Raw genomic sequence first — 21781 nt, 5'->3', positions numbered from 1 at the left:
CCGCCAACCTCACGGCAGTGCGTCTCAACCAAGCGAAGCCATCATACTCCCGATCGCCACATAGCACCGTTCGCTAGCGCACACTGATGAGGTTTTGCTGAGCTGCATCAAACGGTGGCGGCGTGCGGCGGCTTGAGCATGTCGTGCTGGATCCATTCGAGCACGGACGGCCCCCGCGGCTGCCAGCCCAGCAGCTTGCGCGCCCGCGCGCCGCGCACGCGGCTGTTGGAACCGAGGCCGTAGGACGCCATCTCGTAGCCCCATTCGGCTATCGCCTCGGGCAGCGGCCAGTCCTGCGCGGGACCCAGGTCCAGTGCCGTGGCGATGGCGGCAGTCATGTCGCGGAACGCCGCTTCGCCCGCTTCGACGAAATAAAACGTGCCGGCCGGCGATTTTTCCAGCGCCAGCAAATACAGGCTGACGACGTCGTCTATATGCACATTGGACCAGATGTTGCGGCCCGGCCCCACGTGGCGCACGATGCCGCTCTTGCGCGCCTGTTTCAACAGGCGGGGCAACTGCACGCTGTCGCGCGGCAAGGCGCCATGGCCGTAGATCAGGGTATTGCACAACACGCTGGCGCGCACACCGTGCCGCGCACCGGCCAGGACCAGGTCATCGATGGCGACCCGCGCGGCCTTGTCGGCCGTGGGCGCCGGCAGCTGGTCTTCGTGATAAATCTGCTGCGTCCCCTCGCCGCCCGAGGCGTCGCCCACGATGGACGAGCCGCTCGTGTGGAGGAAAGGTTTGTTGCTGCCAGCCAGCGCTTCCAGGATGGCTTCGACGGCGCCCCGGTGGTCGCTGCTGGCCGCATTGATGACGGCATCGGCCGCCTTCGCCTGCGCCATGATCAGCTCGCGGTCGTTCAACTCGCCCTGCACGCCCAACACACCGATCTTGGCCAGCTCGGCCACCTGCTCCGGTTTGCGCACGAGGCCCGTCACCTGATGGCCGGCGCGCACGAGGTCCGCCGCGATGGAACTGCCGATGAAACCTGCCGCACCCGTCAAAAACACCTTCATATCTTGCTCCTTGTCTGGTTAGATTGCTGTCAATCACACCAGCCCAGTATGCCCGCTTTCGTCTTTCGCAAAAAGCGCTCACGCGGCAAAGGATTTATGACTTGGGCGCAAGAGTCCTGTTTTTCAGTTGCAGGGCGGCGATGTAGCGGCTCCGGTAGGCGGGGTCTTCCGGCGTCAACAAGGTCAGCCGGTCGCGCGCGCGGGTGGCGGCCACATAGAAGCGGTTTTCCTCTTCCAGCGGGTCGGTCTTGCTGCGCGGGAATTCATCGACGGCCAGGTAGGGCAGAATCACGTGGTTGTATTCGAGGCCCTTGATCTGGTCGATGCAGGCGATGACCAGTTTGGCCTTGCCGGTCGACACCGTCACGGCGTCTTCCATCTCGCCCAGCCAGCCGGCAAAGCCACCCAGCGCCACGCCCGCTTCGCGGCATACGGCAATGAAGCCGTGCAGGGAACGGGCGACGACCCGCGCTTGCGCCGGGTCGACATAGATGCGGCGCGCCGTCTGTTCCAGCTGCATCAGGCCAAAGATGTGCTGCAGCGCGTCGCCCGCCAGGGCGTCGGAGGGCAGCGCGCGCAGGTAGTCGACGGCGGCCAGGGTCAGCGCCGCCTTGTCCTGGTTGTGCGACTTGGCCAGCTGGTTCGTCAGGAAGCCTTCCAGCAAGTCGGGATAGTTGGCCACGTCGGCCTTGGCTTGCTGGAGTTCACCGCGCGTAAACGGGATTTCCGCGAAGGCCACCAGGGCTTCGAGGATCTCGCCGCGGCGTGGACCGCTCTTGATCGCGTGCAAATCCTTGCGGGCGATGGCGACCATGCCGCGCAGCATCAGCACTTCCAGGCTCAACAGATAGCTATTCATGTCCACCAGGCCATATGCGATGCCGCTCTGGAACAGCGCCGTTTCCACGCGGATGGCCTGGTCGCGGTCGCGCAGCAAGATGGCCGTCGTGCCCGCATGCGCGTGTTCGAGCGCCGCGATCAGCTGGGCGCTGCACGCCTGCGGCTGCGCATGGTCGTACTCGAGCACGTCGATATGGGTGGCGCGCGACAGGGCCGACACGCTGGCCTTGTTTTTCAGCACGCCCACGGCCTGCGCCAGTTGCGGGCCGTAGCGGTAGGACGCCGTCAGCGGCAGGCGCTGCAAGGCCGGGAACTCCTGCTCGAAGCGCTGACGCAGGAAGCGGTGGTCGGCGCCCGACCATGTATAGATGACCTGGTCCTTGTCGCCCGCGCCACAGAAAAACGCGTTGCCACGGCGTATCAGCATGGTCAGCAGGCGGAACGACGCCTCGTTCAAGTCGTGCAATTCATCGGCGACGATGATCTGGAAGGCGGGCAATTGCTGGCGCAGCGGCTCGTCGCCGTCGAGCATGCGCACCAGGTCGTAGGTGGCGTCGAACGGCGCGCGGAACTGGATATCGCCCGTGTCGGCGCCGCGCAAGCCTTCGTATTCGCGCAGCCACAGATAATGCGTGCGCGACATGCCCAGCAGCTCCAGGTTGTCGTCCAGCGAATTGCTCTCGAAGTCAGGATTCTGGAAATCCAGGCGCGCCTTGGTACGCAATTGCAATTTCAAGAATTCGGCGATGGCCCCGTTGGTCGTGTTGATTTCCAGCGGGTAGCGGTGGGCATACTTTCCCGACACGACTTCCAGTGCTTCCCAGGCCACGGGACGCAGCTCTTCATCGCTGCGCATGAACGCCACCTGCATGTTTTCCAGCTGCAGCAGCACCTTGGCGGCAAAGGCGTCGAAGGTGTCGACGGTCAGGCGCTTGACGACGCCGAGCGGCACGCCCACTTCCAGCAGGCGCTGGCGCAGGGCCACGCGCGCCGCCTCGGTGAAGACCAGGGCCAGCATGCGCTCGGGCGCGCGGCCACGGTGCAGCGCCTCGGCCAGGCGCAGGGCCAGGGTCGTCGTCTTGGCCGCGCCGGCGTTGGCGTCGATCAGCACCACTTTCTTTTGCGCCGTCTGGATGGCGACTTGTTCCGGCGTGGGCGTGATGCGTTTGGGAATGAACTGCGGGGCGTTATCTGTACTCAAGGGTATCCTGACATGATGTCTGTTCTCGGCGCGCTACCAGGCGCAAGTGCGCAGGCCGGCAAAGATGTCGCCGCGCTCGGGCGCGTGGAAGGCGCGCATGCGCGCCGAATGCAGGCGCGGCGGCGTGGCGAAGGCGGCGCCGCGCAGCACCTGGTGCTGCATGAAATACGGCGCCGAGTACTCGCGCCAGGCGTCCACCGCGAAACCCGGATACGGCTCGAACGGCGTCGCCGTCCACTCCCACACCTGCCCCCAGTGAAAGCGCGGGTGGCCGGACAGCGCAGCATACTCCCATTCCGCCTCGGTCGCCAGGCGACGCCCCGCCCAGGCGCAGTACGCCTGCGCCTCATACAGATTGATGTGGCGCACGGCTTCATTCGGCGGCAAGGTCGTGCGCTGGCCGAAACGCATGGTGCGCCACTGCGTCGCTTCGCGCAGCCAGTACAGGGGCGACGAGCGCTCCTGCCGCATCAGCCAGGCGCTGCCGGCCGCACTCCAGAACTGGCGGTTCTGGTAGCCGCCGTCGGCGACAAAATCGGCATACTGGGCATTGGAGACGGCGCAGGCATCGATGGAAAACGGCGCCACGTAACAGGCATGGGGCGGCGATTCATTGTCGAAGGCAAAACCGTCCCCGCGCGGCGAGCCCAGTTCGATGGTGCTGCCAGGAAAAGCGATCTGCCCCGCGCCTGGCGGCAAGGCCGGGCTGGCCGCCAGGGACTCGGGTGCTTCCAGACCCAGCCATTGCAAGCCGGCCAGCATTTCTTCGCCACACAAATCTTCATGCGCCAGGGCCAGCCGGTATGGCGCCAGGGCGCCGTCGACATTGGCTTCGCGCGACAGTTTATCCAGCACCCGGTCGAGCACTTCGTGACAATACGTCTTCACGGCGCCCGGGCTGGGCAATTCCAGCTTCCAGCGCGCGCGATGTTCCACCATATTGGCGTCGAACAAGTCGTCGCCACGCGTCAGCAGGGAGTTATAGATGGCGTCGGCCGGATGGCTGGAAGCGGCTTCGCGCAGGATGAACCACTCGGCGAACCAGGCAATGTGCGCGAGTTGCCACAAGGGCGGATTGAGGCGCGGATGACGGGGCAAGCCGGCCACCACGTCCAGGCCGGCGGTGACGTAGCAGTCGAACAGGGAAAGCGTATCCTGGCGCGCAGCCTGCAGCGACTGGGCCAGTTGCTGCGCGCCGGCGTGGCGAAAAGAGGTGTTGATTAAAGTCATGGCCAGATTGTAACGACTTATGCCTAGCTTGCACCAGTCGCACGGGAAACAGGGGCAAGGCCCCCTGCCCCGTCCTACTTGACCAGCAACTCGCCCTGCAGCGGCGTGACGACGGATTTGGGCATGCTGACGATGAAGCTGCTGCCCTTGTCGGCCACGGACTGGATGGCCAACGTCCCGCCATGGCGCAGCAGCACGTGCTTGACGATGGCCAGGCCCAGGCCCGTGCCCTGGGTTTCGCGCGAGCGGCTCTTGTCGACGCGGTAGAAACGTTCGGTCAGGCGCGAGATATGCTCCTGGCTGATGCCGATGCCCGTGTCTTGCGCGATGAATTGCGGTCCGGCCGGGCCGTCCTGCCAGCGCAGGGTGATGGTACCGCCGGCCGGCGTGTAGCGCACGGCGTTCGAAGCCAGGTTGCCGAAGGCGCTATACAGCTCGTCGTAGCTGCCCAGCACGTCGGGACCGTTGCATTCCATGGTCACTTCATGCTTGCCGGCCGATAAGCCCTTGGCGTCGCGCAAGACTTGCTGCATCAGTTTCTTGATATCCACCGGTTCGGGGCGCAGCGGGTAGTCGACCGATTCCAGGCGCGACAGGGTCAGCATGTCCTCGATCAGATGCTGCATGCGGTGCCCCTGCTCCGTCATCAGCTTGAGGTGGGCGGCGCGCGTGGCGGCGTCCAGGTCCAGCTCGGCAGATGCGATTTCCAGGAAGCCGACGATGACCGTCAGCGGCGTGCGCAGTTCGTGCGAGGCGTTGGCGATGAAGTCGCGGCGCATCATTTCGATGCGCTCCGTTTCCGTCACGTCGTGCGTGACGAGGATCTGGCGGCGGTTCTCGAACGGAATGATTTGCACGATCAGCTTGCGGTTGCGGAAGGTGATCGTCAGCGGCTGGTCGTAGCGGCCCAGGATGATGTAATCCATGAACTCGGGGCTGCGGATCAGGTTGGTCACGCGCATGCCCTTGTCGCGCTCGTGCGTGAGGCCCAGGTGTTTCTCGGCGGCCGGGTTGCACCATTCGAGGAACAGCACGTCGTCCATGATGACGACGCCGTCGGGCAGCAGGTGCATGGCCTGGCGGAAACGCGCCAGCCATTCCGTCAGCTCGGCCTGGTTTTTCTCGTCGTCGCGGCGCATGCGGTACAGACGCGCGAAGATGCTGGTCCAGGCGCCCCAGCCGTCGGGCAGCTTGGCGCTTTGCGGATTGTCCAGCCAGTTACTCAGCTGAAACAGATACGACAGCTGCACGAACACCATCATGGCCATCAGCACGAAGGCGATGCCCAGCGCATACGTGGCGCCAAACAGGTACCAGACGACGGCCACGCCCAGCAGCGCCAGCACCATGCGCAAGGCGGCCGGTACCCAGAACAGCAATTTCGGATTCATAGAGGCCAGCTTTATTTTTCAGACAACATGTAGCCAACGCTGCGCACCGTCTTGATCAGGCTTTCCGCCTCTTTCAAGGCTTTGCGCAAGCGCAATACGTGGACATCGACCGTGCGTTCCTCGATCACCACATGGTCGCCCCACACCTTGTCGAGCAGCTGGCTGCGCGAAAACACGCGCTCCGGATGGGCCAGCAGGAATTTCAGCAGCTTGTATTCGGCATGGCCGATATCGATCTTCTGCTCGTCCATCATCACGGTGCAGCTGACGGGGTCCAGGGCCACGTTGCCGGCGCGCATGGGCGCCTGCGCGTGTTCCGGGCTCTTGCGTCGCAGCAAGGCCTTGGCGCGGGCCAGCAACTCGCGCGGCGAGAACGGCTTGGTGACGTAATCGTCGGCCCCGCTGTTCAAGCCGGCCAGCTTGTCTTCTTCCATGCTCTTGGCGGTGAGCATGATGACGGGGATGGCCGCGAAATTGCGGTCGGCACGGATGCGCGACAGCAGGCGCAAGCCCGTCTGGTCCGGCAGCATCCAGTCCAGCAGAATCAGATGCGGCGTGCGGTGCTGGATGAATTCCCAGGCATCGGCGACGTTTTGTACGGAACAGCAATTCCAGCCGGATTCGCGCAGCGAATAGGTCACCAGTTCAACGATGGCCGGCTCATCTTCAACAATCAATACCGTGGTTTTATCAGATGCCATAAAGCTTACTCAGGGAGCTCCTCGGAAATGGCGGGAGCGGCCACCTTGGTGTGGCGGATGTCCTTGCCTTCAACCACGTAAATCACGTATTCGGCGATGTTTTTCGCATGGTCGCCGATCCGTTCGATGGCCTTGGCCACCCACAGGGTATCGAGCGCCGCCGAAATCGTGCGCGGGTCTTCCATCATAAAGGTTATCAAGTTGCGCATGATAGACCGAAACTCATGGTCGATGATGGCATCTTGTGCAATTAATTGTAAGGCCTGCTTGCCATCGTTGCGCGCGAACGCGTCCAGGGCGTCGTGCAGCATGTCGGTGGCCGTGTTGGCAATGCCGCGCACCATTTCATAATGGTTGACGACGCCGTTGCCGCGCTTGTGCAGATTCTTCGCCACGCGGGCGATCTTGGTCGCCTCGTCGCCTACGCGCTCGAGGTCGGTAATCACCTTGATGGTGGCCATGATGGTGCGCAAGTCGTTGGCGGCCGGCTGGCGGCGCACGATCAGATGGCTGCAGGCGTCGTCCAGCGACACTTCCAGCTGGTTGACGACGTCGTCTTCGCGCATCACGCGGTCGGCGCGTTCCGGATTGCCGATGCGAAAGCACGTCATCGCGTCGAGGAACTGGGTTTCAACGATGCCGCCCATCAGGAGCACTTTCGAGCGGATCGCTTCGAGTTCGTTGTCGTATTGCTTGGATGAATGTTCGCCTATCATGCCGTCTCTCCGTATTCAGTTGTCTTGTATGTCGTTATTCTGGGCGGATCAGCCGAAGCGGCCCGTGATGTAATCCTGCGTTTCCTTGCGGGCAGGATTCATGAATATCTGGTCCGTTTCGCCGAATTCCACCAGCTCGCCCAGGTACATATAGGCCGTGTAGTCGGAGCAACGCGCCGCCTGCTGCATATTGTGCGTCACGATGGCGATCGTGTAATCCTGTTTCAGTTCGCTGATCAGCTCTTCCACTTTCGACGTCGAGATCGGGTCCAGCGCCGAGGTCGGCTCATCGAGCAGCAAGACGTCCGGCTTCACGGCCACGCCGCGCGCGATGCACAAACGCTGCTGCTGGCCGCCCGACAGCGACAGGCCGCTCTTGGTCAGCTTGTCCTTGACCTCGCCCCACAGCGCGGCCTTTTTCAGGGCCCATTCGACGCGTTCGTCCATTTCGCCCTTCGACAGGTCTTCATACAGGCGCACGCCGAAGGCGATGTTGTCGTACACGGACATGGGGAACGGCGTCGGCTTCTGGAACACCATGCCGACCTTGGCGCGCAGCATGTTGACGTCCTGGTCCGCGTCGAGCACGTTGCGGCCGCGGTACAGAATCGAGCCTTCCGCGCGCTGGCCCGGGTACAGGTCGTACATGCGGTTCAGGGTGCGCAGCAGGGTCGATTTGCCGCAACCGGACGGGCCGATGAAAGCCGTGACCTTCTTTTCGTGGATGTCCAGGTTGACGTTATGCAAGCTTTGCGTTTTGCCGTAAAAAAAGTTCAGGCCCGAAATCTCGATGGTTTTTTTCTTTGGTGCCAGGTCTTGTGCTGGATTCATTTGCGTATTCATAGGGGTTCGCTTCGCTCGGTATCTGTTTAATTAGGGACTTTTTGGCTGAACACGGTGCGCGACAGGATATTCAGGGCCAGCACGCTGAAGGTGATCAGCAGTGCGCCGCCCCAGGCCAGCGAGCGCCAGTTGTCGTACGGGCTCATCGCGAACGATGCGATGACGGACGGCAAGTTGGCCATCGGCGCATTCATGTTGAAGCTTTGGAACTGGTTATTCAGGGCCGTGAACAGCAGTGGCGCCGTTTCGCCGGCGATGCGGGCCAAGGCCAGCAGCACACCGGTGATGACGCCCGCCTTGACGGCGCGCAAGCGCACCAGGGTGGCGACCTTCCAGCGCGGCGCGCCCAGGGCAAACGCGGCTTCCAGCAGGCTGTTCGGCACCAGGCGCAGCATATTGTCCGTCGTGCGCACCACCACCGGCACCGCGATCAGCGACAGGGCGATGGCGCCGGCGTAACCGGAGAAGTGTTTCACATGCGCCACGTACAGCGCATACACGAACAGGCCGATGACGATCGATGGCGCCGACAGCATGATGTCGGTGACGAAACGCGTCACTTGCGCCAGCTTGTTTTCTTCGCCGTATTCGGCCAGGTAGATGCCGGCCAGGATGCCGATCGGGGTGCTGACGACCGTGGCCAGGCCCACCATCAGGGCGCTGCCGACGATGGCATTGATCAAGCCGCCGCCTTCGCTGCCCGGGGCCGGCGTCGTTTGCGTGAACAGGTCGACGGACAGGGCGCCGAAACCCTTGATCACCAGGGTGAACAGGATCCACACGAGCACGGCCAGGCCCAGGGCCATGGCGGCCACCGACAGGGCGATACCGACGCGGTGCATCAGCAGGCGCTTGCGGTAGACGGGGTTCATGGCCGGCTTGGCCGGAACGTCGAGAGTGCTTACTTGGCTCATTTCGTGCCTTCCTTGCGGGACATGCCAGCCAGCATCAGCTTGGCGGCGGATAAGACGATAAAGGTGATGACAAACAGGATCAGGGCCAGCGAGAACAGCGAGGACACGTGCAGCGCCGATTGCGCTTCGCCGAATTCGTTCGCCAGCAAGGAGGTGATGCTGTTACCGGCGGCAAACAACGACCACGACAGCTTGTTCGCGTTACCGATGACGAAGGTCACGGCCATGGTCTCGCCCAGCGCGCGGCCCAGGCCCAGCATGACGCCGCCGACGACGCCGGTCTTGGTGTATGGCAAGACGATCTTGCGCACCACTTCCCAGCGCGTGCAGCCCAGACCGTAGGCCGATTCCTTCAGCACGGCAGGGACGATCTCGAACACGTCGCGCATCACGGAAGCGATGAACGGAATGATCATGATGGCCAGCACCAGGCCGGCCGTCAGCAGGCCGATGCCCATCATGGGGCCGCTGAACAGCTGGCCGATGACGGGCACGTTGCCCAAGGTGGCTTTCAGCAGAGGCTGGACGTGGTCGGCGAACAGGGGCGCGAACACGAACAGGCCCCAGATGCCGTAGATGATCGATGGCACACCGGCCAGCAGCTCGACAGCCGTGCCCAGCGGGCGGCGCAGCCAGGCTGGGCAGATTTCCGTGAGGAACAAGGCGATGCCGAAGCTGACGGGAAAGGCGATCAGCAGAGCGATGACGGACGTCACCAGGGTGCCGATGATGGGGATCAGGGCGCCGTACTGGTCATTGACGGGATCCCATTCCGCGGACACGATGAAATGCAGGCCGAAGGTCTTGAAGGCCGGTATCGATTCCATGATCAGCGAAATGATGATGCCGACCAGGACGATCAGCACCGACAGGGCGAACAGCATCGTCACCTTGTGGAACAGAAAATCCTGGATGCGCTGCTTGCGCATGGTGGAAAGCATTTGCGCGTGACTGATGGAATCGGTCATGGTGCCGCCTGGCATGGGGATCGTGGTGGAGGTAGATTGTGCGCTCATATTGTGCCAGATGTGGGTGGTACTGCCGGTGTCGCTATTTTGAACTCTTGTTTTATTGTTGCTTCTTTAGCCAGGACCGTCTGCAAGGGCTTGCGGGCGGTCCTGGCTAACTCCCTGCCCCGCCGTGCTGCTGGCGGGGACAAGGATGGATATTGCTGTATTCAGACTATCGGATTAGTAGATCGATTTGCCCGATGCATCTTTCAGATTGGCTTTCCACGATTCCTGCACCTGTTTCACGACCGATGCCGGCATTGGAACGTAGTCCAGTTCGACGGCAGCTGGGCCGCCATTTTTGTAGGCCCAGTCGAAGAACTTCAGGACTTCCTTGGCCTTGGCTGCGTCAGCCTGGACTTTGTGCATCAGGATGAACGACACGCCGGTGATCGGCCAGCTGTTCTTGCCAGCCTGGTCGGTCAGGACCACGCCGAAGCCTGGGGTTTGCGTCCAAGGTGCGGAAGCGGCTGCTGCCTTGAAGTTGTCGTCGTCAGGCTGCAGGAAGTTGCCGTCCTTGTTTTGCAGCTGGGTGTGCGACATCTTGTTTTTCTTGGCGTAAGCCCACTCGACGTAGCCGATCGAACCCTTGATACGCTGTACGTTGGCGGCGACGCCTTCGTTACCCTTGCCGCCCACGCCCACGGCCCACTTCACAGCCGAGCCAGCGCCGATTTTCGATTTGAATTCCGGGTTGGTTTTCGACAGGAAGTCGGTGAACAGGAACGAGGTGCCCGAACCGTCGGCGCGGTGCACCACGGTGATTTCCGTGTCCGGCAGCTTGATGCCCGTGTTCAGCGCGGCGATTTCCGGCGCGCTCCACTTGGTGATCTTGCCCAGGTAGATGTCGCCTACGACTTTACCCGTCATTTTCAGCTGGCCTGGGGTCACGCCGTCCAGGTTGACGATGGTGACCACGCCGCCCATGATGGCAGGGAACTGCATCAGGCCCGCTTCTTCCAGCTCTTCCGCCTTCAAAGGCATGTCCGAAGCGCCGAATTCAACAGTCTTGGCCTTGATTTGCTTGATGCCGGCGCCGGAACCGACGGATTGGTAGTTCAGGCCGTTGCCCGTGTTGGCTTTGTAGGTTTCAGCCCATTTGGCGTAGATCGGGTACGGGAAGGTTGCACCAGCACCTGTCATATCTGCCGCCATGACGGAAGCGGAAGAAAATGCCATCGCTGCCGAAGCACCCACGACGATAAATTTGAACATTTGCTTCATTTGCATATCAAGTCCTCAGGGTTGTTAGGGCTCAAAGTCCCGGTTGAATGCTGCGCAGTCTAGCAAGCGAATATGACAGCTTTATGACATGCGCCACATTTCATGAAATATTTGCCTACGCCCCGGGAAATGCCATTTTCAGCGCCGCAAATGACATCCGCGCCGGCGCTTTATGACAGAATATGTCACGGCCATGTCATATTTCATGATTACACTCATTGCGCGTCATACAAGTAAAAATACCGCTAGAATTAATCATCTGCAAAGACAAAAGAATATGAAACCTGAACTGCACACGGAAGTGACCAAATCGGGCATCCTGCTTGACCGCGAGCTGTCGCAACTGACTTTCAACCGGCGCGTGATGGCCCAGGCGGAAGACCCGAACATTCCGCTGCTCGAGCGCCTGCGCTACCTGTGCATCGTCAGCAGTAACATGGATGAGTTCTTCGAGGTGCGCGTGGCCAGCCTGCTGGCGGCCGGCAGCATCGGCGGTTCGCTGGCCGGCCACCCTGCCCTGGCGGCCAATCTGGAGCGCATCGGCAAGGAGTGTCATGCGCTGGTGGAGCGCCAGTACGAGATATTAAATAACGACGTCTTGCCGGCCCTGCGCGAAGCGGGCGTGCATTTGCTGCGCGACAGCGACCGCAACGAGGCGCAGCGCGCCTGGGTCAAGCAGTATTTCGACCGCGAAGTGCGGCCCCTGCTGACGCCGATCGGCCTCGACCCGGCCCACCCCTTCCCGCAAGTCGTCAATAAAAGTCTCAATTTCATCGTCTCGCTGAGCGGCAAGGATGCGTTCGGCCGCGGCACGGCGATCGCCATCGTCAAGGCGCCCCGCGTCTTGCCGCGCGTCATCAAGCTGCCGGACGAGATTTCAGGCGATGGCGTCTCCTTCTGTTTATTGTCCTCCGTCATCCACGCGCACATTTCCGACCTGTTCGCCGGACGCGAGGTGATTGCCTATTCGCAATTCCGCGTCACACGCGACAGCGACCTGTGGGTCGATGAGGACGAAGTCAAGAATCTGCGCCAGGCCCTGAAAGGCGAGCTGGTGGGCCGCCAGTTCGGCACCTCCGTGCGCCTGGAAGTGGCACGCAATTGCCCGCCAGAATTGTCGCAATTCCTGCTCGACCAGTTCAACCTCGATCAAAGCCGCCTCTACCGCGTCAACGGCCCCGTGAACCTCGTGCGCCTGTCGGAAATGATCGACCACGTCAAGCAGCCGGAGCTGCGCTTCCCGCCGTTTTTCCCCGGTCTCGCGCATAAAGCCATCGGCAACGACATCTTTGCCGCCCTGACCAAGCACGACATCCTGCTGCACCACCCGTACCAGTCGTTCCAGACGGTGATCGACTTCATCCGCAGCGCCGCCTACGACCCGTCCGTCGTGGCCATCAAGCAGACGATCTACCGCACGGGCATGAACTCGGACCTGATGGAGTCGTTGATCACGGCGGCGAAGATGGGCAAGGAAGTGACCGTCATCGTGGAATTGATGGCGCGTTTCGACGAAGAAGCCAATATCAACTGGGCCGACAAGCTGGAACAGGCGGGCGCGCAAGTCGTGTACGGCGTCGTGGGTCTGAAAACCCATGCCAAGGTGGCGCTCGTCATCCGCCGCGAAGAAGGCTCCTTGCGCTTCTACGCCCACTTGGGTACCGGCAACTACCATCCCACGACAACCAAGCTGTACACGGATTTTGGCTTGCTGACGGCCAAGCAAGACCTGGCAGTGGAAGTCAATGAAGTCTTCATCCACCTGACCAGCCTGACCAAGCCGCATAACCTGAACCATTTGTGGCTGGCGCCGTTCGGCCTGCAAAGCGAGATCATCAAGGCCATCCGCAACGAGGCGAAGATCGCCCGCGCGGGCCGGCGCGGGCGCATCATCGTGAAAGTCAACGCGCTGGTGGACGAATCCGTGATCCGCGCCCTGTATGCGGCCTCGACCGATGGCGTGAAGATCGACCTGATCGTGCGCGGCGCCTGCACCCTGAAGCCGGGCGTGCCTGGCTTGTCGGAAAACATCAAGGTGCGCTCCGTGATCGGCCGTTTCCTCGAACATAGCCGCATTTATTATTTCCGCAACGACTTGGCGCACGATGTCTACCTGGCCAGCGCCGACTGGATGAGCCGCAACCTGTTCCGCCGCGTGGAAGTGGCTTTCCCCGTGCTGGACCGGGCACTGAAGCGGCGCGTGATCGCCGAGGGCTTGAATCCGTATTTGAAGGATAATACGAATGCATGGGAACTGGAGCCGACGGGCCAGTACGCGCGCCGCAAGCCGCGCGGCAAGCAGACGCCGTTCAGCGCCCAGCAATATTTGATGCACACACTGGGCACGCCGGGCGCGGAGGTCGGCGAATAGGCAATTCTACACAGAGGAGCACAGCATGGATCTCATCTTGTGGCGACACGCGGAAGCCGAGCCGGGCGTCCCCGACCTCGAACGCGCCCTGACCGTCAAAGGCCAGAAACAGGCGCGCCGCATGGGGGAATGGCTGGCGTCGCAATTACCGGAAAACTGCCGCATCCTCGTCAGTCCCGCCCTGCGCACCCTGCAAACGGCCGAAGCGCTGGGCCGCAAGTTCAAGCTGATGCCGGAACTGGCGCCCGGCGCCGAAGCGGAAGATATCCTCAAAGCGGCCAATTGGCCCGCCGGCAAGGAAACCGTGCTCATCGTCGGCCACCAACCCACCCTGGGCCAGGCCGCCGCCCTGCTGTTGACGGGCGAAGAGCAGGAATGGGAAATGCGCAAGGCCAGCGCGTGGTGGTTCTCGCAGCGCGAGCCAGGCGACCCGATCAGTGTTTATCTGAAGGCGGTAATGGCGCATGACCTTGTGGTGAAATAAGGGAAATGCGCAAGGCCAACGCAAGGATGAACAGGTTCTCGCAGCGCGAGCCAGGCGACCCGATCAGTGTTTATCTGAAGGCCGTGATGGCGCATGATTTGGTGGTGAAATAGACGTGCTCAAGCAGGGAAATGCGCAAAAAGTGTGCTGGGACAAATACTGGCAGGAATTACAACTCGGCAGCCTTGCAAAGCGCTGCCGATCTGCTAGAGTTTAATTGCATCAACTACGTGTTGGAGCGCTGCTCTGGCACATTGAGCAACCCAGCGGACAGCCGTCCAACGGCGGCTGAAAGACCATGTTAACCTTCCTCGTTTTTCTCTTCATCGCCATCTTCGCCGCCATCATCGGCTTCGTCGCCTTTGAACTGATCGAAGAAATGCGCGGCAGTCACCATAAGCTGATGGACCGCTACCACGAGTAGCGGTCACCTCGGCACTATCGCATGGCGCCAGCGACGGCCTACCGGTCAGTCTCTCGCGCCATCCTTGTATCTCCCCACAAAACTTACTGCGCGTCGCGATTTGCAATCTGCGATGCTCACTGTGCTAAAGCACAGTTCCGCTTCTCGATCACAACTCCCTTCCGCTCGCTACAGTTTTGTAGGGAGCTCGTACTTTAAACTCCGGTTTTGAATTTCGTATAGATACGCGTCATCAAGCGACGGATATCGGCCGTGGTCGCTTCCGGCGCCGCCATGCGCTGCTTGTCGGCGTCCGACAGGAAGATGGCCTTGTTCTCGCCGATGTCCTTGCGTACATATTTGATGCTGGCCGGATTCGGGTTCGCGTAGAACACCTTGTTGCTCAGGCTGGCATGCACTTGCGGACGCAGGATGTAGTTGATGAACAGGTGCGCATTGTTCGGGTGCGGCGCGTCGGCCGGGATGGCCATGGTGTCGAACATCAGGGCGGCCGTCTTCGGCACCAGCACCTGGATCACATTGCCGTTTTTCGCATCGATGGCGCGCTGGCGCGCGATATTGATGTCGCCCGACCAGCCCAGCGCCACGCAGACGGAGCCGTTGGCCATGTCATTGATGTAGCCGGACGAGCTGAACAGGGTTACGTAGGGGCGGATCGCCTGCAGCACCTTGCCCGCCTCCTGGTAGTCGGCGGCCGTTTTCGAGTACGCGGGCTTGCCCAGGTATTGCAGGGCGGCCGGCAGCACTTCCGACGGCGAATCGAGGAAGGACACGCCGCACGATTTCAGCTTGGCCGCATATTTCGGGTCGAACACCAGGTCCCAGGCATTGTCGGGCATGGGCATGCCGCCCAGCGCGGCCTTGACCTTGTTGACGTTGATGCCCACCGTCGTGTAGCCCCACAGCCAGTCGACCAGGTAATCGTTGTTCGGGTCGATCTTCGCCAGCTTGGCTTGCAGGCTGGGGTCCAGGTTGCCCAGGTTCGTCAGCTTGCTCTTGTCGAGCTTGCGCAACAGGCCCGCATCGATCTGCAGCCGCGCCCACTGGGCCGTCGGCACGACGATGTCGTAGCCTGACTTGCCCGCCACCAATTTCGCATTGAGGATTTCGTTATTATCGAAAACGTCATAGCGTACCTTGATGCCCGTTTCCTTCTCAAAATTTTTGATCGTATCGTCGCCGATATAGTCGGACCAGTTATAGATGTTCAGGACCTTTTCTTCCTGGGCGTGAGCAGGCAAGGCCAGCACGGCCGCCGCCAAGGTCAATCCCACTCCAATGCGCCGCCCTGCTTGCCATGTGTTTGCCATCGTACCGCCTCCGAAAATTAGTCAGAAAATAGTGACGATCATAACAAGAAGGGCGCGATCAGGTCTAGCCTGATCGCGCCCTTGCTAAGATTCAACCCAAAAGCAAAGACCGGGGTCGGTTCCTCCGGAATCGGCATGCGCCACATTGTGGCACATGCCCCCTGAGGGTCCGACCCCAGCCTTTCGCCGCTGGGGTCAACATTACACCTTGTCCAGCCCCACTTGCGCACCCGTAAATACCAGGTTGCCGTTCTGGGCGTCGATGCGGATCTCGTCTTTCGGGCCGAACCTGCCTTCCAGGATCAGCTTCGACAGCGGATTTTCGATCTGCTGCTGGATCGCCCGTTTCAGCGGACGCGCCCCATACACCGGGTCGTAGCCCGCTTCGGCGATCTGCTGCAAGGCCGCGTCCGTCAAGCTCAGCTGCATGTCCATGCGCGCCAGGCGTTCTTCGAGAATCTTCAGCTGGATCTTCGCGATCGCGCCGATGTTTTTCTCGTCGAGGCCGTGGAACACGACGATTTCGTCGATACGGTTGACGAACTCGGGACGGAAGTGCGAACGTACTTCGGCCATCACGGCCAGCTTCACGACACCGGGATCATCGCTCTCCATGGCCTGGATCTTGTGCGAGCCCAGGTTCGAGGTCATGATGATGACGGTATTCTTGAAGTCCACCGTGCGGCCCTGGCCGTCCGTCATGCGTCCATCGTCGAGCACTTGCAGCAGCACGTTGAAGACGTCGGCATGCGCCTTTTCCACCTCGTCGAGCAGGATCACGCTGTACGGCTTGCGGCGCACGGCTTCCGTCAGGTAGCCGCCCTCGTCGTAGCCCACGTAGCCCGGTGGCGCGCCGATCAGACGGGCCACGGAATGCTTCTCCATGAACTCGCTCATGTCGATGCGGATCATCGATTCTTCCGTATCGAACAGGAAGGTCGCCAGCGCCTTGCTCAGCTCGGTCTTGCCCACACCCGTCGGCCCCAGGAACATGAAGGAACCATACGGCCGGTTCGGGTCGGAGAGGCCGGCGCGCGAGCGGCGGATGGCGTCAGCCACGGCCGTGATCGCCTCATCCTGGCCGACGACGCGCTCGTGCAGCTTCTCTTCGATGTGCAGCAGCTTGTCGCGCTCGCCCTGCATCATGCGCGACACGGGAATGCCCGTCGCGCGCGACACCACTTCGGCGATTTCCTCGGCGCCCACTTCCGTGCGCAGCAGCTTCGGCTGGTCGGGATCGACCTTCGGCATGCCGCTGTCAGCCTGCTTGAGCTGGGCTTCCAGCTGCGGCAGCTTGCCGTACTGCAGCTCCGACACTTTCTGCCAGTTGCTCTCGCGCGTGGCCTGCTCCATCTGCAGCTTGACGTTCTCGATCTCTTCCTTGATGTGCGTGCTGCCCTGCACCACGGCTTTTTCGGCCTTCAGGATTTCCTCGAAGTCATTGTATTCGCGCTGCAGCTTGACGATTTCTTCCTCGATCAGGGCCAGGCGACGCAACGACGCCTCGTCCTTTTCCTTCTTGACGGCTTCGCGCTCGATCTTGAGCTGGATCAGACGGCGTTCCAGCTTGTCCATCACTTCCGGCTTCGAGTCGATCTCGATCTTGATCTTCGCCGCCGCTTCATCGATCAGGTCGATCGCCTTGTCGGGCAGGAAACGGTCCGTGATGTAGCGGTGCGACAACTCGGCGGCGGCGATGATGGCCGCGTCCGTGATCTCCACCTTGTGGTGCAGCGCGTACTTATCCTGCAAGCCGCGCAGGATGGCGATCGTCGCCTCCACGGTCGGCTCGTCGACGAGCACTTTCTGGAAACGGCGTTCCAGCGCCGCATCTTTTTCGATGTACTTGCGGTACTCGTCGAGCGTGGTGGCGCCCACGCAGTGCAGCTCGCCGCGCGCCAGCGCCGGTTTCAGCATATTGCCGGCGTCCATCGCGCCTTCGGCCTTGCCCGCGCCCACCATGGTGTGCATCTCGTCGATGAAGACGATGGTTTGCCCCTCGTCCATGGCCAGTTCCTTCAGCACGGATTTCAGGCGCTCCTCGAATTCGCCGCGGAATTTCGCGCCGGCCAGCAAGGCGGCCATGTCCAGCGACAGTACGCGCTTGCCCTTCAAGGACTCGGGCACTTCGCCATTGACGATGCGCTGCGCCAGGCCTTCGACGATGGCCGTCTTGCCCACGCCCGGTTCGCCGATCAGCACGGGATTGTTCTTGCTGCGGCGCTGCAGGATCTGGATGGTGCGGCGGATTTCATCGTCGCGGCCGATCACAGGGTCGAGCTTGCCCTTGCGCGCCCGTTCCGTCAGGTCCAGCGTGTATTTTTTCAAGGCTTCGCGCTGGCCTTCGGCCTCTTGCGAGTCGACCTTGTTGCCGCCGCGCACGGCGTCGATGGCCGCTTCCAGTGCCTTGCGGGTCAGGCCGTTTTCGCGCGCCAGCTTGCCGCAGTCGGACTTGTCGTCCGTCATGGCCAGCAAGACCATTTCGCTGGACACGAACTGGTCGCCCGCCTTTTGCGATTCCTTGTCGGCCAGGTTCAGCAGGGCCACGAATTCGCGGCTGACCTGCACGTCGCCGCCCGTGCCGGAGACTTTCGGCAAGCGTTCGAGGGACGCGCCCAGGGCCTTGGAGAGGCCGCCCACGTTGACGCCGGCCCGCTGCAGCAGCGAGCGGGCGCCGCCGTCGTCCTGGTTCAACAGGGCCGTCAGCAGGTGGACTGGTTCGATATAGGGATTGTCGTTGCCCACGGCCAGACTTTGTGCGTCGGCCAGGGCTTCCTGTAACTTGGTAGTGAGTTTGTCTTGTCGCATGAAAAGCGCTCCCGGTTAATTAGTTGTTAACCAAATTGGGGTGAGGCAGTGCTTTTCAAGGATACACAATGCAAGGAATCGATGCACTTTAGAAAATGCTAACGTGCGCGAGCGAGACGCCTCAGGTGGGGCGAGCCGTCCACTTGTCCAGGGCCGTCTCGTCGCTGTCGCGCGCATCGACCCAGCGCGCCCCTTCCGGCGTGTCTTCCTTCTTCCAGAACGGCGCTTCCGTCTTCAGGTAGTCGATGATGAACTCGCAGGCGGCGAAGGCCTCGCCCCGGTGGGCGGACGAGACCGCCACCAGCACGATCTGCTCCTGCGGCAGCAAGGGACCCACGCGGTGGATCACCAGCGCGCCCGACAGGGGCCAGCGGGCGCGCGCCTGCTCGACGATCGCTTCGATGGACTTTTCCGTCATGCCCGGATAGTGCTCGAGCTCCATGGCGGCCACGTCCAGGCCCTCGTTCATGTCGCGCACCGTGCCGACAAAGCCGACCACGGCGCCCACCTTGGGGTTGCCTGCACGCAATTGTGCAATTTCTTGACTCAAGTCAAAATCAGCGTGCTGGACGCGGACGGTGGTGTTCATTTGGCGTGGCCTCCGATGCGGCGCAGCAAAGTTTCGATGCGGCTGGCCGTGCGCGCGTCGGTGGCGGCGGCAATCGCGCACAGCTGCATCAGCTGCGACACTTGCGTGAGCGGCTTCTGGCCCGACTTGAGCGACGATTGCAGCACTTCCACCTGCATTTTCAGGCGGTCGCGGGCAAATTCGGCGCCGCTGTCGACGCCGGCGACGATTTCCAGGCGCAAGACTTCATCGAGCAAGCGCTCCTGGTTGGCCTGCAATTGCCGCACGTAGGCGCCAGCGCCCTCGCCCAGCGCGGCCAGGGCGGCGGCAAAGCGCTGCTGCAGGCTGCGTTCATAGTGCGTGTCGAGCGCCGGCAAGGCGCTCCAGCGCTCGGACCAGGCGACCGCATCCGTGCTGACATCACCGTCGATCAGGGCCGTTTCCAGCGCCTGCGCCAGGCGCAGCTTGTCGCGCAAGGCGTTGGCCTGGGCAGCGCCCGCGCGCTCGGCGATGGCGTCCGCTTGCGCTTGCACGCCGGCGACAGCCGCCTGGTAGCGCTGTTCGATCTTCGCTTCGCTGGCGCGCGGCACGGGACCGGTGGCGTTCCAGGCGGCGCGCGTGTCGCGCAGCAAGTGATGGATGAAGGCGGTGCGGGCCTTGTCGTCGCCCTCGGGCACGACGGCCGTTTCCAGCGCCACGCACAGCGCTTCGCGCGCATGCAGGTGTTCGCGGCGCTCGTGGTCGGCCGCATGGGCCGTTTCCTTGCGCTTGGCAAAGATATCGTCGCAGGCGGCGCGGAAGCGCTGCCACAGCGCCTGTTCCGCGCGGCGTTCCAGCGGCAGGGCTTTCGCCAGCTCCTGCCATTTATCCTGCAAGGCTTTGAGCATGTCGACCGTGTTGCGCTCGGATGGTTTGAGCAAGCCCACTTCGACGATCAATTGTTCGCGGCGCGCCGTCTCGATCTGGCGCTGCGTGTCCAGCGGCTTCGACAGGGCGTCCAGCGCGGCGCCAAATTCGGCGTCCAGGCGCTTCTTTTCCTTGCGGTCGATGGTGCCCAGGCGCGTCCACGCCTGGCGCAAGCGCTGCGAGGCGGAGGCGACGTGTTTCCAGTCGGTACTCTCTTCGGCGGCCAGGGCCGCCGTTTCCGCGATCAATTCCTGGGCCTTGGCCGCATTGCCGTGGCGCTCTTCGGCCAGCTGCTTGAAATGCTGGGCCGCCGGCGCATACGCCACGCTGCAGGCCGCATCGAAACGCTCCCACAGGGATTTTGGCGCCGGGCCGGACAAGGTATCGAGCGACTTCCAGCGCTCGCGCAGGCTGCCCACTTTCTTGGCCAGCTCGGCCATCGGCAATTGCTGTGCCGGCAATTCCTCGCCCGCCTTGACCAATTCCTCGCGCGACACGTTGCCGCCCCAGCGCGCCCAGTCGGCCAGTTGCTTGAATTGCGCGCGCACATGGGCCAGGCGATCCGCTTGCGCAGGCGTCAGACGGCCGTGCTTGCTATCGCGCAAGGTCTTGTCGTGCTCGGACGCCACGTGCAGCAATCCTTCCTGCAAGGCCGCTTCCATGGCGTCGAGCGTCTTGACGAACTGCTCCGTCGCTTCTTTCGACACGGGCGCGTGTTCCTGGCGCGGCTTGCGCGGCGCAGGTACAGCTGCGGCATGGGCCGGTGCGGCCTCCGGCGCCGCCTGCACGGGCGCCGGCGCGCTGGCCAGCACGGCCGCAAATTGCTGTTGCAAGCTGTCGGACAAACTCGATTCGGGCAGGCGCGGCAGGGCTTGCCACGCGCGCTTCAAGGTGTCCGCGTCCAGGGTGGCGGCGTCCTGCGCCTGCCATTCGGCCAGCGCGACCTGGCGCGCGTCGAACACGGCCTGGTGTTGCTGCAGGGCTTGCAAGGCGGACTGCGCCTGCTCGCGCGCCTGGATGAAATCGTTTTCCAGGTGTTTCGGCAAAGATGCGCGTTCGGGCGATTGCGCATGCCGCGCATGTTCAGCGTCCAGGCTGGCCAGCGCCTGCGCCAGCTCCCCGGCGGACTGGCCATTGCTGGCCAGCGCGCGCGCTGCGGCGACGGCGTCGATCACGGCGCGCTGCAACACCACTTGCGCTTCCAGGCGGGCCGCCAGCGCGGCGCGCGCGGCGGTAAAGGCCGTCGCCAGCTCGGGCGTGGCCTTGATGACTTGCCATTGGCGGTCCAGCTCGGCGACCTGGTTCGGGCTCAGCTTTTCATCGTTCAACAGGCGCTGGGCCGTATCGATGCTGGCCTGGGCGCGCTGCGTCTCGGCAGCCTGATGACGGATCAGGTCGATGCGGCCTTGCATCAGCTTGGCAACGCGGCGGTCCGTGTTGCGCATGGCGTGGTGGACTTTTTCCAGCAGGGGCAAGGCATGGACGTGTTCAGCGGCGATCAAACGGGCATCGGCAAACTCGCTGGACAGGATGAATTCAACGGCGGCGGCTTCGTCGCCCACCACGGCATGGGCACGCGCAACCTGTTCGGCGCGGCGCGATGCGCTCTGCGCCGAGGCGGCGGCCTGTTCTGCCACGACAGGATCGGGGACGGCAGTCTTGCTGGCAGAACGCTTGAAGAGAAATTCGAACATGACGGGTTTCGCGTGGATCAAAACCACCATCATAACAAAGCCCGGGGTATTGCATCGGACAGGACTGAACAAGTTATCAAATGAGTAAAATGATTCTTTTCCCTATGACAGAGCCGGGCTCAGG

17 protein-coding genes are annotated in these 21781 nt (G+C 62.4%); 3 read left to right on the top strand and 14 right to left on the bottom strand.

Going from position 1 to position 21781, the window contains the following annotated elements:
- Positions 1-107: 107 nt before the first annotated feature.
- The 10 genes from GCN78_RS26910 to pstS form a co-directional block, all read right to left on the bottom strand.
- Positions 108-1022 carry an NAD-dependent epimerase/dehydratase family protein gene (locus GCN78_RS26910; RefSeq protein WP_152254434.1) on the bottom strand — a complete coding sequence of 305 codons (915 nt, stop codon included), beginning with the start codon at positions 1020-1022 and terminating at the stop codon, positions 108-110.
- Between the two features lie 94 nt (positions 1023-1116).
- Positions 1117-3063 (bottom strand): UvrD-helicase domain-containing protein, encoded by a 1947-nt coding sequence (locus GCN78_RS26905; RefSeq protein WP_152254433.1) that lies wholly within the window; start codon positions 3061-3063, stop codon positions 1117-1119.
- A gap of 33 nt (positions 3064-3096) precedes the next feature.
- Positions 3097-4293, bottom strand: coding sequence for a selenoneine synthase SenA (gene senA / locus GCN78_RS26900; protein WP_226939843.1), 1197 nt, complete (start codon positions 4291-4293; stop codon positions 3097-3099).
- A gap of 74 nt (positions 4294-4367) precedes the next feature.
- Positions 4368-5684: a phosphate regulon sensor histidine kinase PhoR gene (phoR, locus tag GCN78_RS26895; protein WP_034778134.1), complete on the bottom strand. Its 1317-nt coding sequence runs from the start codon at positions 5682-5684 to the stop codon at positions 4368-4370.
- Between the two features lie 11 nt (positions 5685-5695).
- Positions 5696-6385, bottom strand: a complete 690-nt coding sequence (locus GCN78_RS26890) for a response regulator (protein ID WP_034755074.1) — start codon at positions 6383-6385, stop codon at positions 5696-5698.
- A gap of 5 nt (positions 6386-6390) precedes the next feature.
- The gene (gene phoU, locus GCN78_RS26885) at positions 6391-7101 is read right to left on the bottom strand and encodes a phosphate signaling complex protein PhoU (RefSeq protein WP_034778131.1); all 711 of its coding nucleotides are present in this window, start codon (positions 7099-7101) and stop codon (positions 6391-6393) included.
- Between the two features lie 48 nt (positions 7102-7149).
- Positions 7150-7932, bottom strand: a complete 783-nt coding sequence (gene pstB, locus GCN78_RS26880; RefSeq protein ID WP_373631409.1) for a phosphate ABC transporter ATP-binding protein PstB — start codon at positions 7930-7932, stop codon at positions 7150-7152.
- Positions 7933-7970: 38 nt separating this feature from the next.
- Complete coding sequence (gene pstA / locus GCN78_RS26875) at positions 7971-8858, bottom strand: phosphate ABC transporter permease PstA (protein ID WP_077402151.1); 888 nt, start codon at positions 8856-8858, stop codon at positions 7971-7973.
- Positions 8855-9826, bottom strand: a complete 972-nt coding sequence (gene pstC / locus GCN78_RS26870) for a phosphate ABC transporter permease subunit PstC (RefSeq protein WP_152254461.1) — start codon at positions 9824-9826, stop codon at positions 8855-8857. The genes pstA and pstC overlap by 4 nt, the downstream gene beginning before the upstream one ends.
- Positions 9827-10048: 222 nt before the next feature.
- The gene (gene pstS, locus GCN78_RS26865; protein ID WP_152254432.1) at positions 10049-11098 is read right to left on the bottom strand and encodes a phosphate ABC transporter substrate-binding protein PstS; all 1050 of its coding nucleotides are present in this window, start codon (positions 11096-11098) and stop codon (positions 10049-10051) included.
- A 271-nt stretch (positions 11099-11369) separates the two neighbouring features.
- Between pstS and ppk1 the strand changes: the two genes are divergently transcribed.
- The 3 genes from ppk1 to GCN78_RS29935 all read left to right on the top strand — a co-directional run bounded on the left by ppk1 (position 11370) and on the right by GCN78_RS29935 (position 14371).
- The gene (gene ppk1, locus GCN78_RS26860; protein ID WP_152254431.1) at positions 11370-13463 is read left to right on the top strand and encodes a polyphosphate kinase 1; all 2094 of its coding nucleotides are present in this window, start codon (positions 11370-11372) and stop codon (positions 13461-13463) included.
- Positions 13464-13488: 25 nt separating this feature from the next.
- Complete coding sequence (gene sixA, locus GCN78_RS26855; protein ID WP_152254430.1) at positions 13489-13947, top strand: phosphohistidine phosphatase SixA; 459 nt, start codon at positions 13489-13491, stop codon at positions 13945-13947.
- A 298-nt stretch (positions 13948-14245) separates the two neighbouring features.
- Positions 14246-14371, top strand: a complete 126-nt coding sequence (locus GCN78_RS29935) for a hypothetical protein (RefSeq protein WP_254926692.1) — start codon at positions 14246-14248, stop codon at positions 14369-14371.
- Between the two features lie 194 nt (positions 14372-14565).
- Here GCN78_RS29935 and GCN78_RS26845 read toward each other — a convergent pair whose 3' ends face one another.
- The 4 genes from GCN78_RS26845 to GCN78_RS26830 form a co-directional block, all read right to left on the bottom strand.
- Complete coding sequence (locus tag GCN78_RS26845) at positions 14566-15681, bottom strand: polyamine ABC transporter substrate-binding protein (protein WP_152254429.1); 1116 nt, start codon at positions 15679-15681, stop codon at positions 14566-14568.
- Between the two features lie 201 nt (positions 15682-15882).
- Entirely contained in the window at positions 15883-18489 is a 2607-nt protein-coding gene (clpB, locus tag GCN78_RS26840; protein WP_152254428.1) for an ATP-dependent chaperone ClpB, read from the bottom strand.
- A 121-nt stretch (positions 18490-18610) separates the two neighbouring features.
- Entirely contained in the window at positions 18611-19078 is a 468-nt protein-coding gene (moaE, locus tag GCN78_RS26835) for a molybdopterin synthase catalytic subunit MoaE (RefSeq protein ID WP_152254427.1), read from the bottom strand.
- A complete protein-coding gene (locus GCN78_RS26830) occupies positions 19075-21657 on the bottom strand; it encodes a DUF349 domain-containing protein (RefSeq protein WP_152254426.1) in 2583 nt (860 codons plus the stop codon). The genes moaE and GCN78_RS26830 overlap by 4 nt, the downstream gene beginning before the upstream one ends.
- Positions 21658-21781 lie beyond the last annotated feature (124 nt).

It is taken from the genome of Janthinobacterium rivuli, from assembly GCF_009208735.1.
GTDB lineage: Bacteria > Pseudomonadota > Gammaproteobacteria > Burkholderiales > Burkholderiaceae_D > Janthinobacterium.
The sequence above is the reverse complement of the archived record's forward strand: the minus strand, read 5'-3'. Positions and strand labels throughout refer to the sequence as shown.

Coding starts and splice junctions, on each gene's coding strand:
- GCN78_RS26910 (WP_152254434.1), bottom strand. CDS start 1,022: ATGAAGGTGTTTTTGACGGGTGCGGCAGGTTTCATCGGCAGTTCCATC.
- senA (WP_226939843.1), bottom strand. CDS start 4,293: ATGACTTTAATCAACACCTCTTTTCGCCACGCCGGCGCGCAGCAACTG.
- phoR (WP_034778134.1), bottom strand. CDS start 5,684: ATGAATCCGAAATTGCTGTTCTGGGTACCGGCCGCCTTGCGCATGGTG.
- GCN78_RS26890 (WP_034755074.1), bottom strand. CDS start 6,385: ATGGCATCTGATAAAACCACGGTATTGATTGTTGAAGATGAGCCGGCC.
- phoU (WP_034778131.1), bottom strand. CDS start 7,101: ATGATAGGCGAACATTCATCCAAGCAATACGACAACGAACTCGAAGCG.
- pstB (WP_373631409.1), bottom strand. CDS start 7,932: ATGAATCCAGCACAAGACCTGGCACCAAAGAAAAAAACCATCGAGATT.
- pstA (WP_077402151.1), bottom strand. CDS start 8,858: ATGAGCCAAGTAAGCACTCTCGACGTTCCGGCCAAGCCGGCCATGAAC.
- pstC (WP_152254461.1), bottom strand. CDS start 9,826: ATGACCGATTCCATCAGTCACGCGCAAATGCTTTCCACCATGCGCAAG.
- pstS (WP_152254432.1), bottom strand. CDS start 11,098: ATGCAAATGAAGCAAATGTTCAAATTTATCGTCGTGGGTGCTTCGGCA.
- ppk1 (WP_152254431.1), top strand. CDS start 11,370: ATGAAACCTGAACTGCACACGGAAGTGACCAAATCGGGCATCCTGCTT.
- sixA (WP_152254430.1), top strand. CDS start 13,489: ATGGATCTCATCTTGTGGCGACACGCGGAAGCCGAGCCGGGCGTCCCC.
- GCN78_RS29935 (WP_254926692.1), top strand. CDS start 14,246: ATGTTAACCTTCCTCGTTTTTCTCTTCATCGCCATCTTCGCCGCCATC.
- GCN78_RS26845 (WP_152254429.1), bottom strand. CDS start 15,681: ATGGCAAACACATGGCAAGCAGGGCGGCGCATTGGAGTGGGATTGACC.
- clpB (WP_152254428.1), bottom strand. CDS start 18,489: ATGCGACAAGACAAACTCACTACCAAGTTACAGGAAGCCCTGGCCGAC.
- moaE (WP_152254427.1), bottom strand. CDS start 19,078: ATGAACACCACCGTCCGCGTCCAGCACGCTGATTTTGACTTGAGTCAA.
- GCN78_RS26830 (WP_152254426.1), bottom strand. CDS start 21,657: ATGTTCGAATTTCTCTTCAAGCGTTCTGCCAGCAAGACTGCCGTCCCC.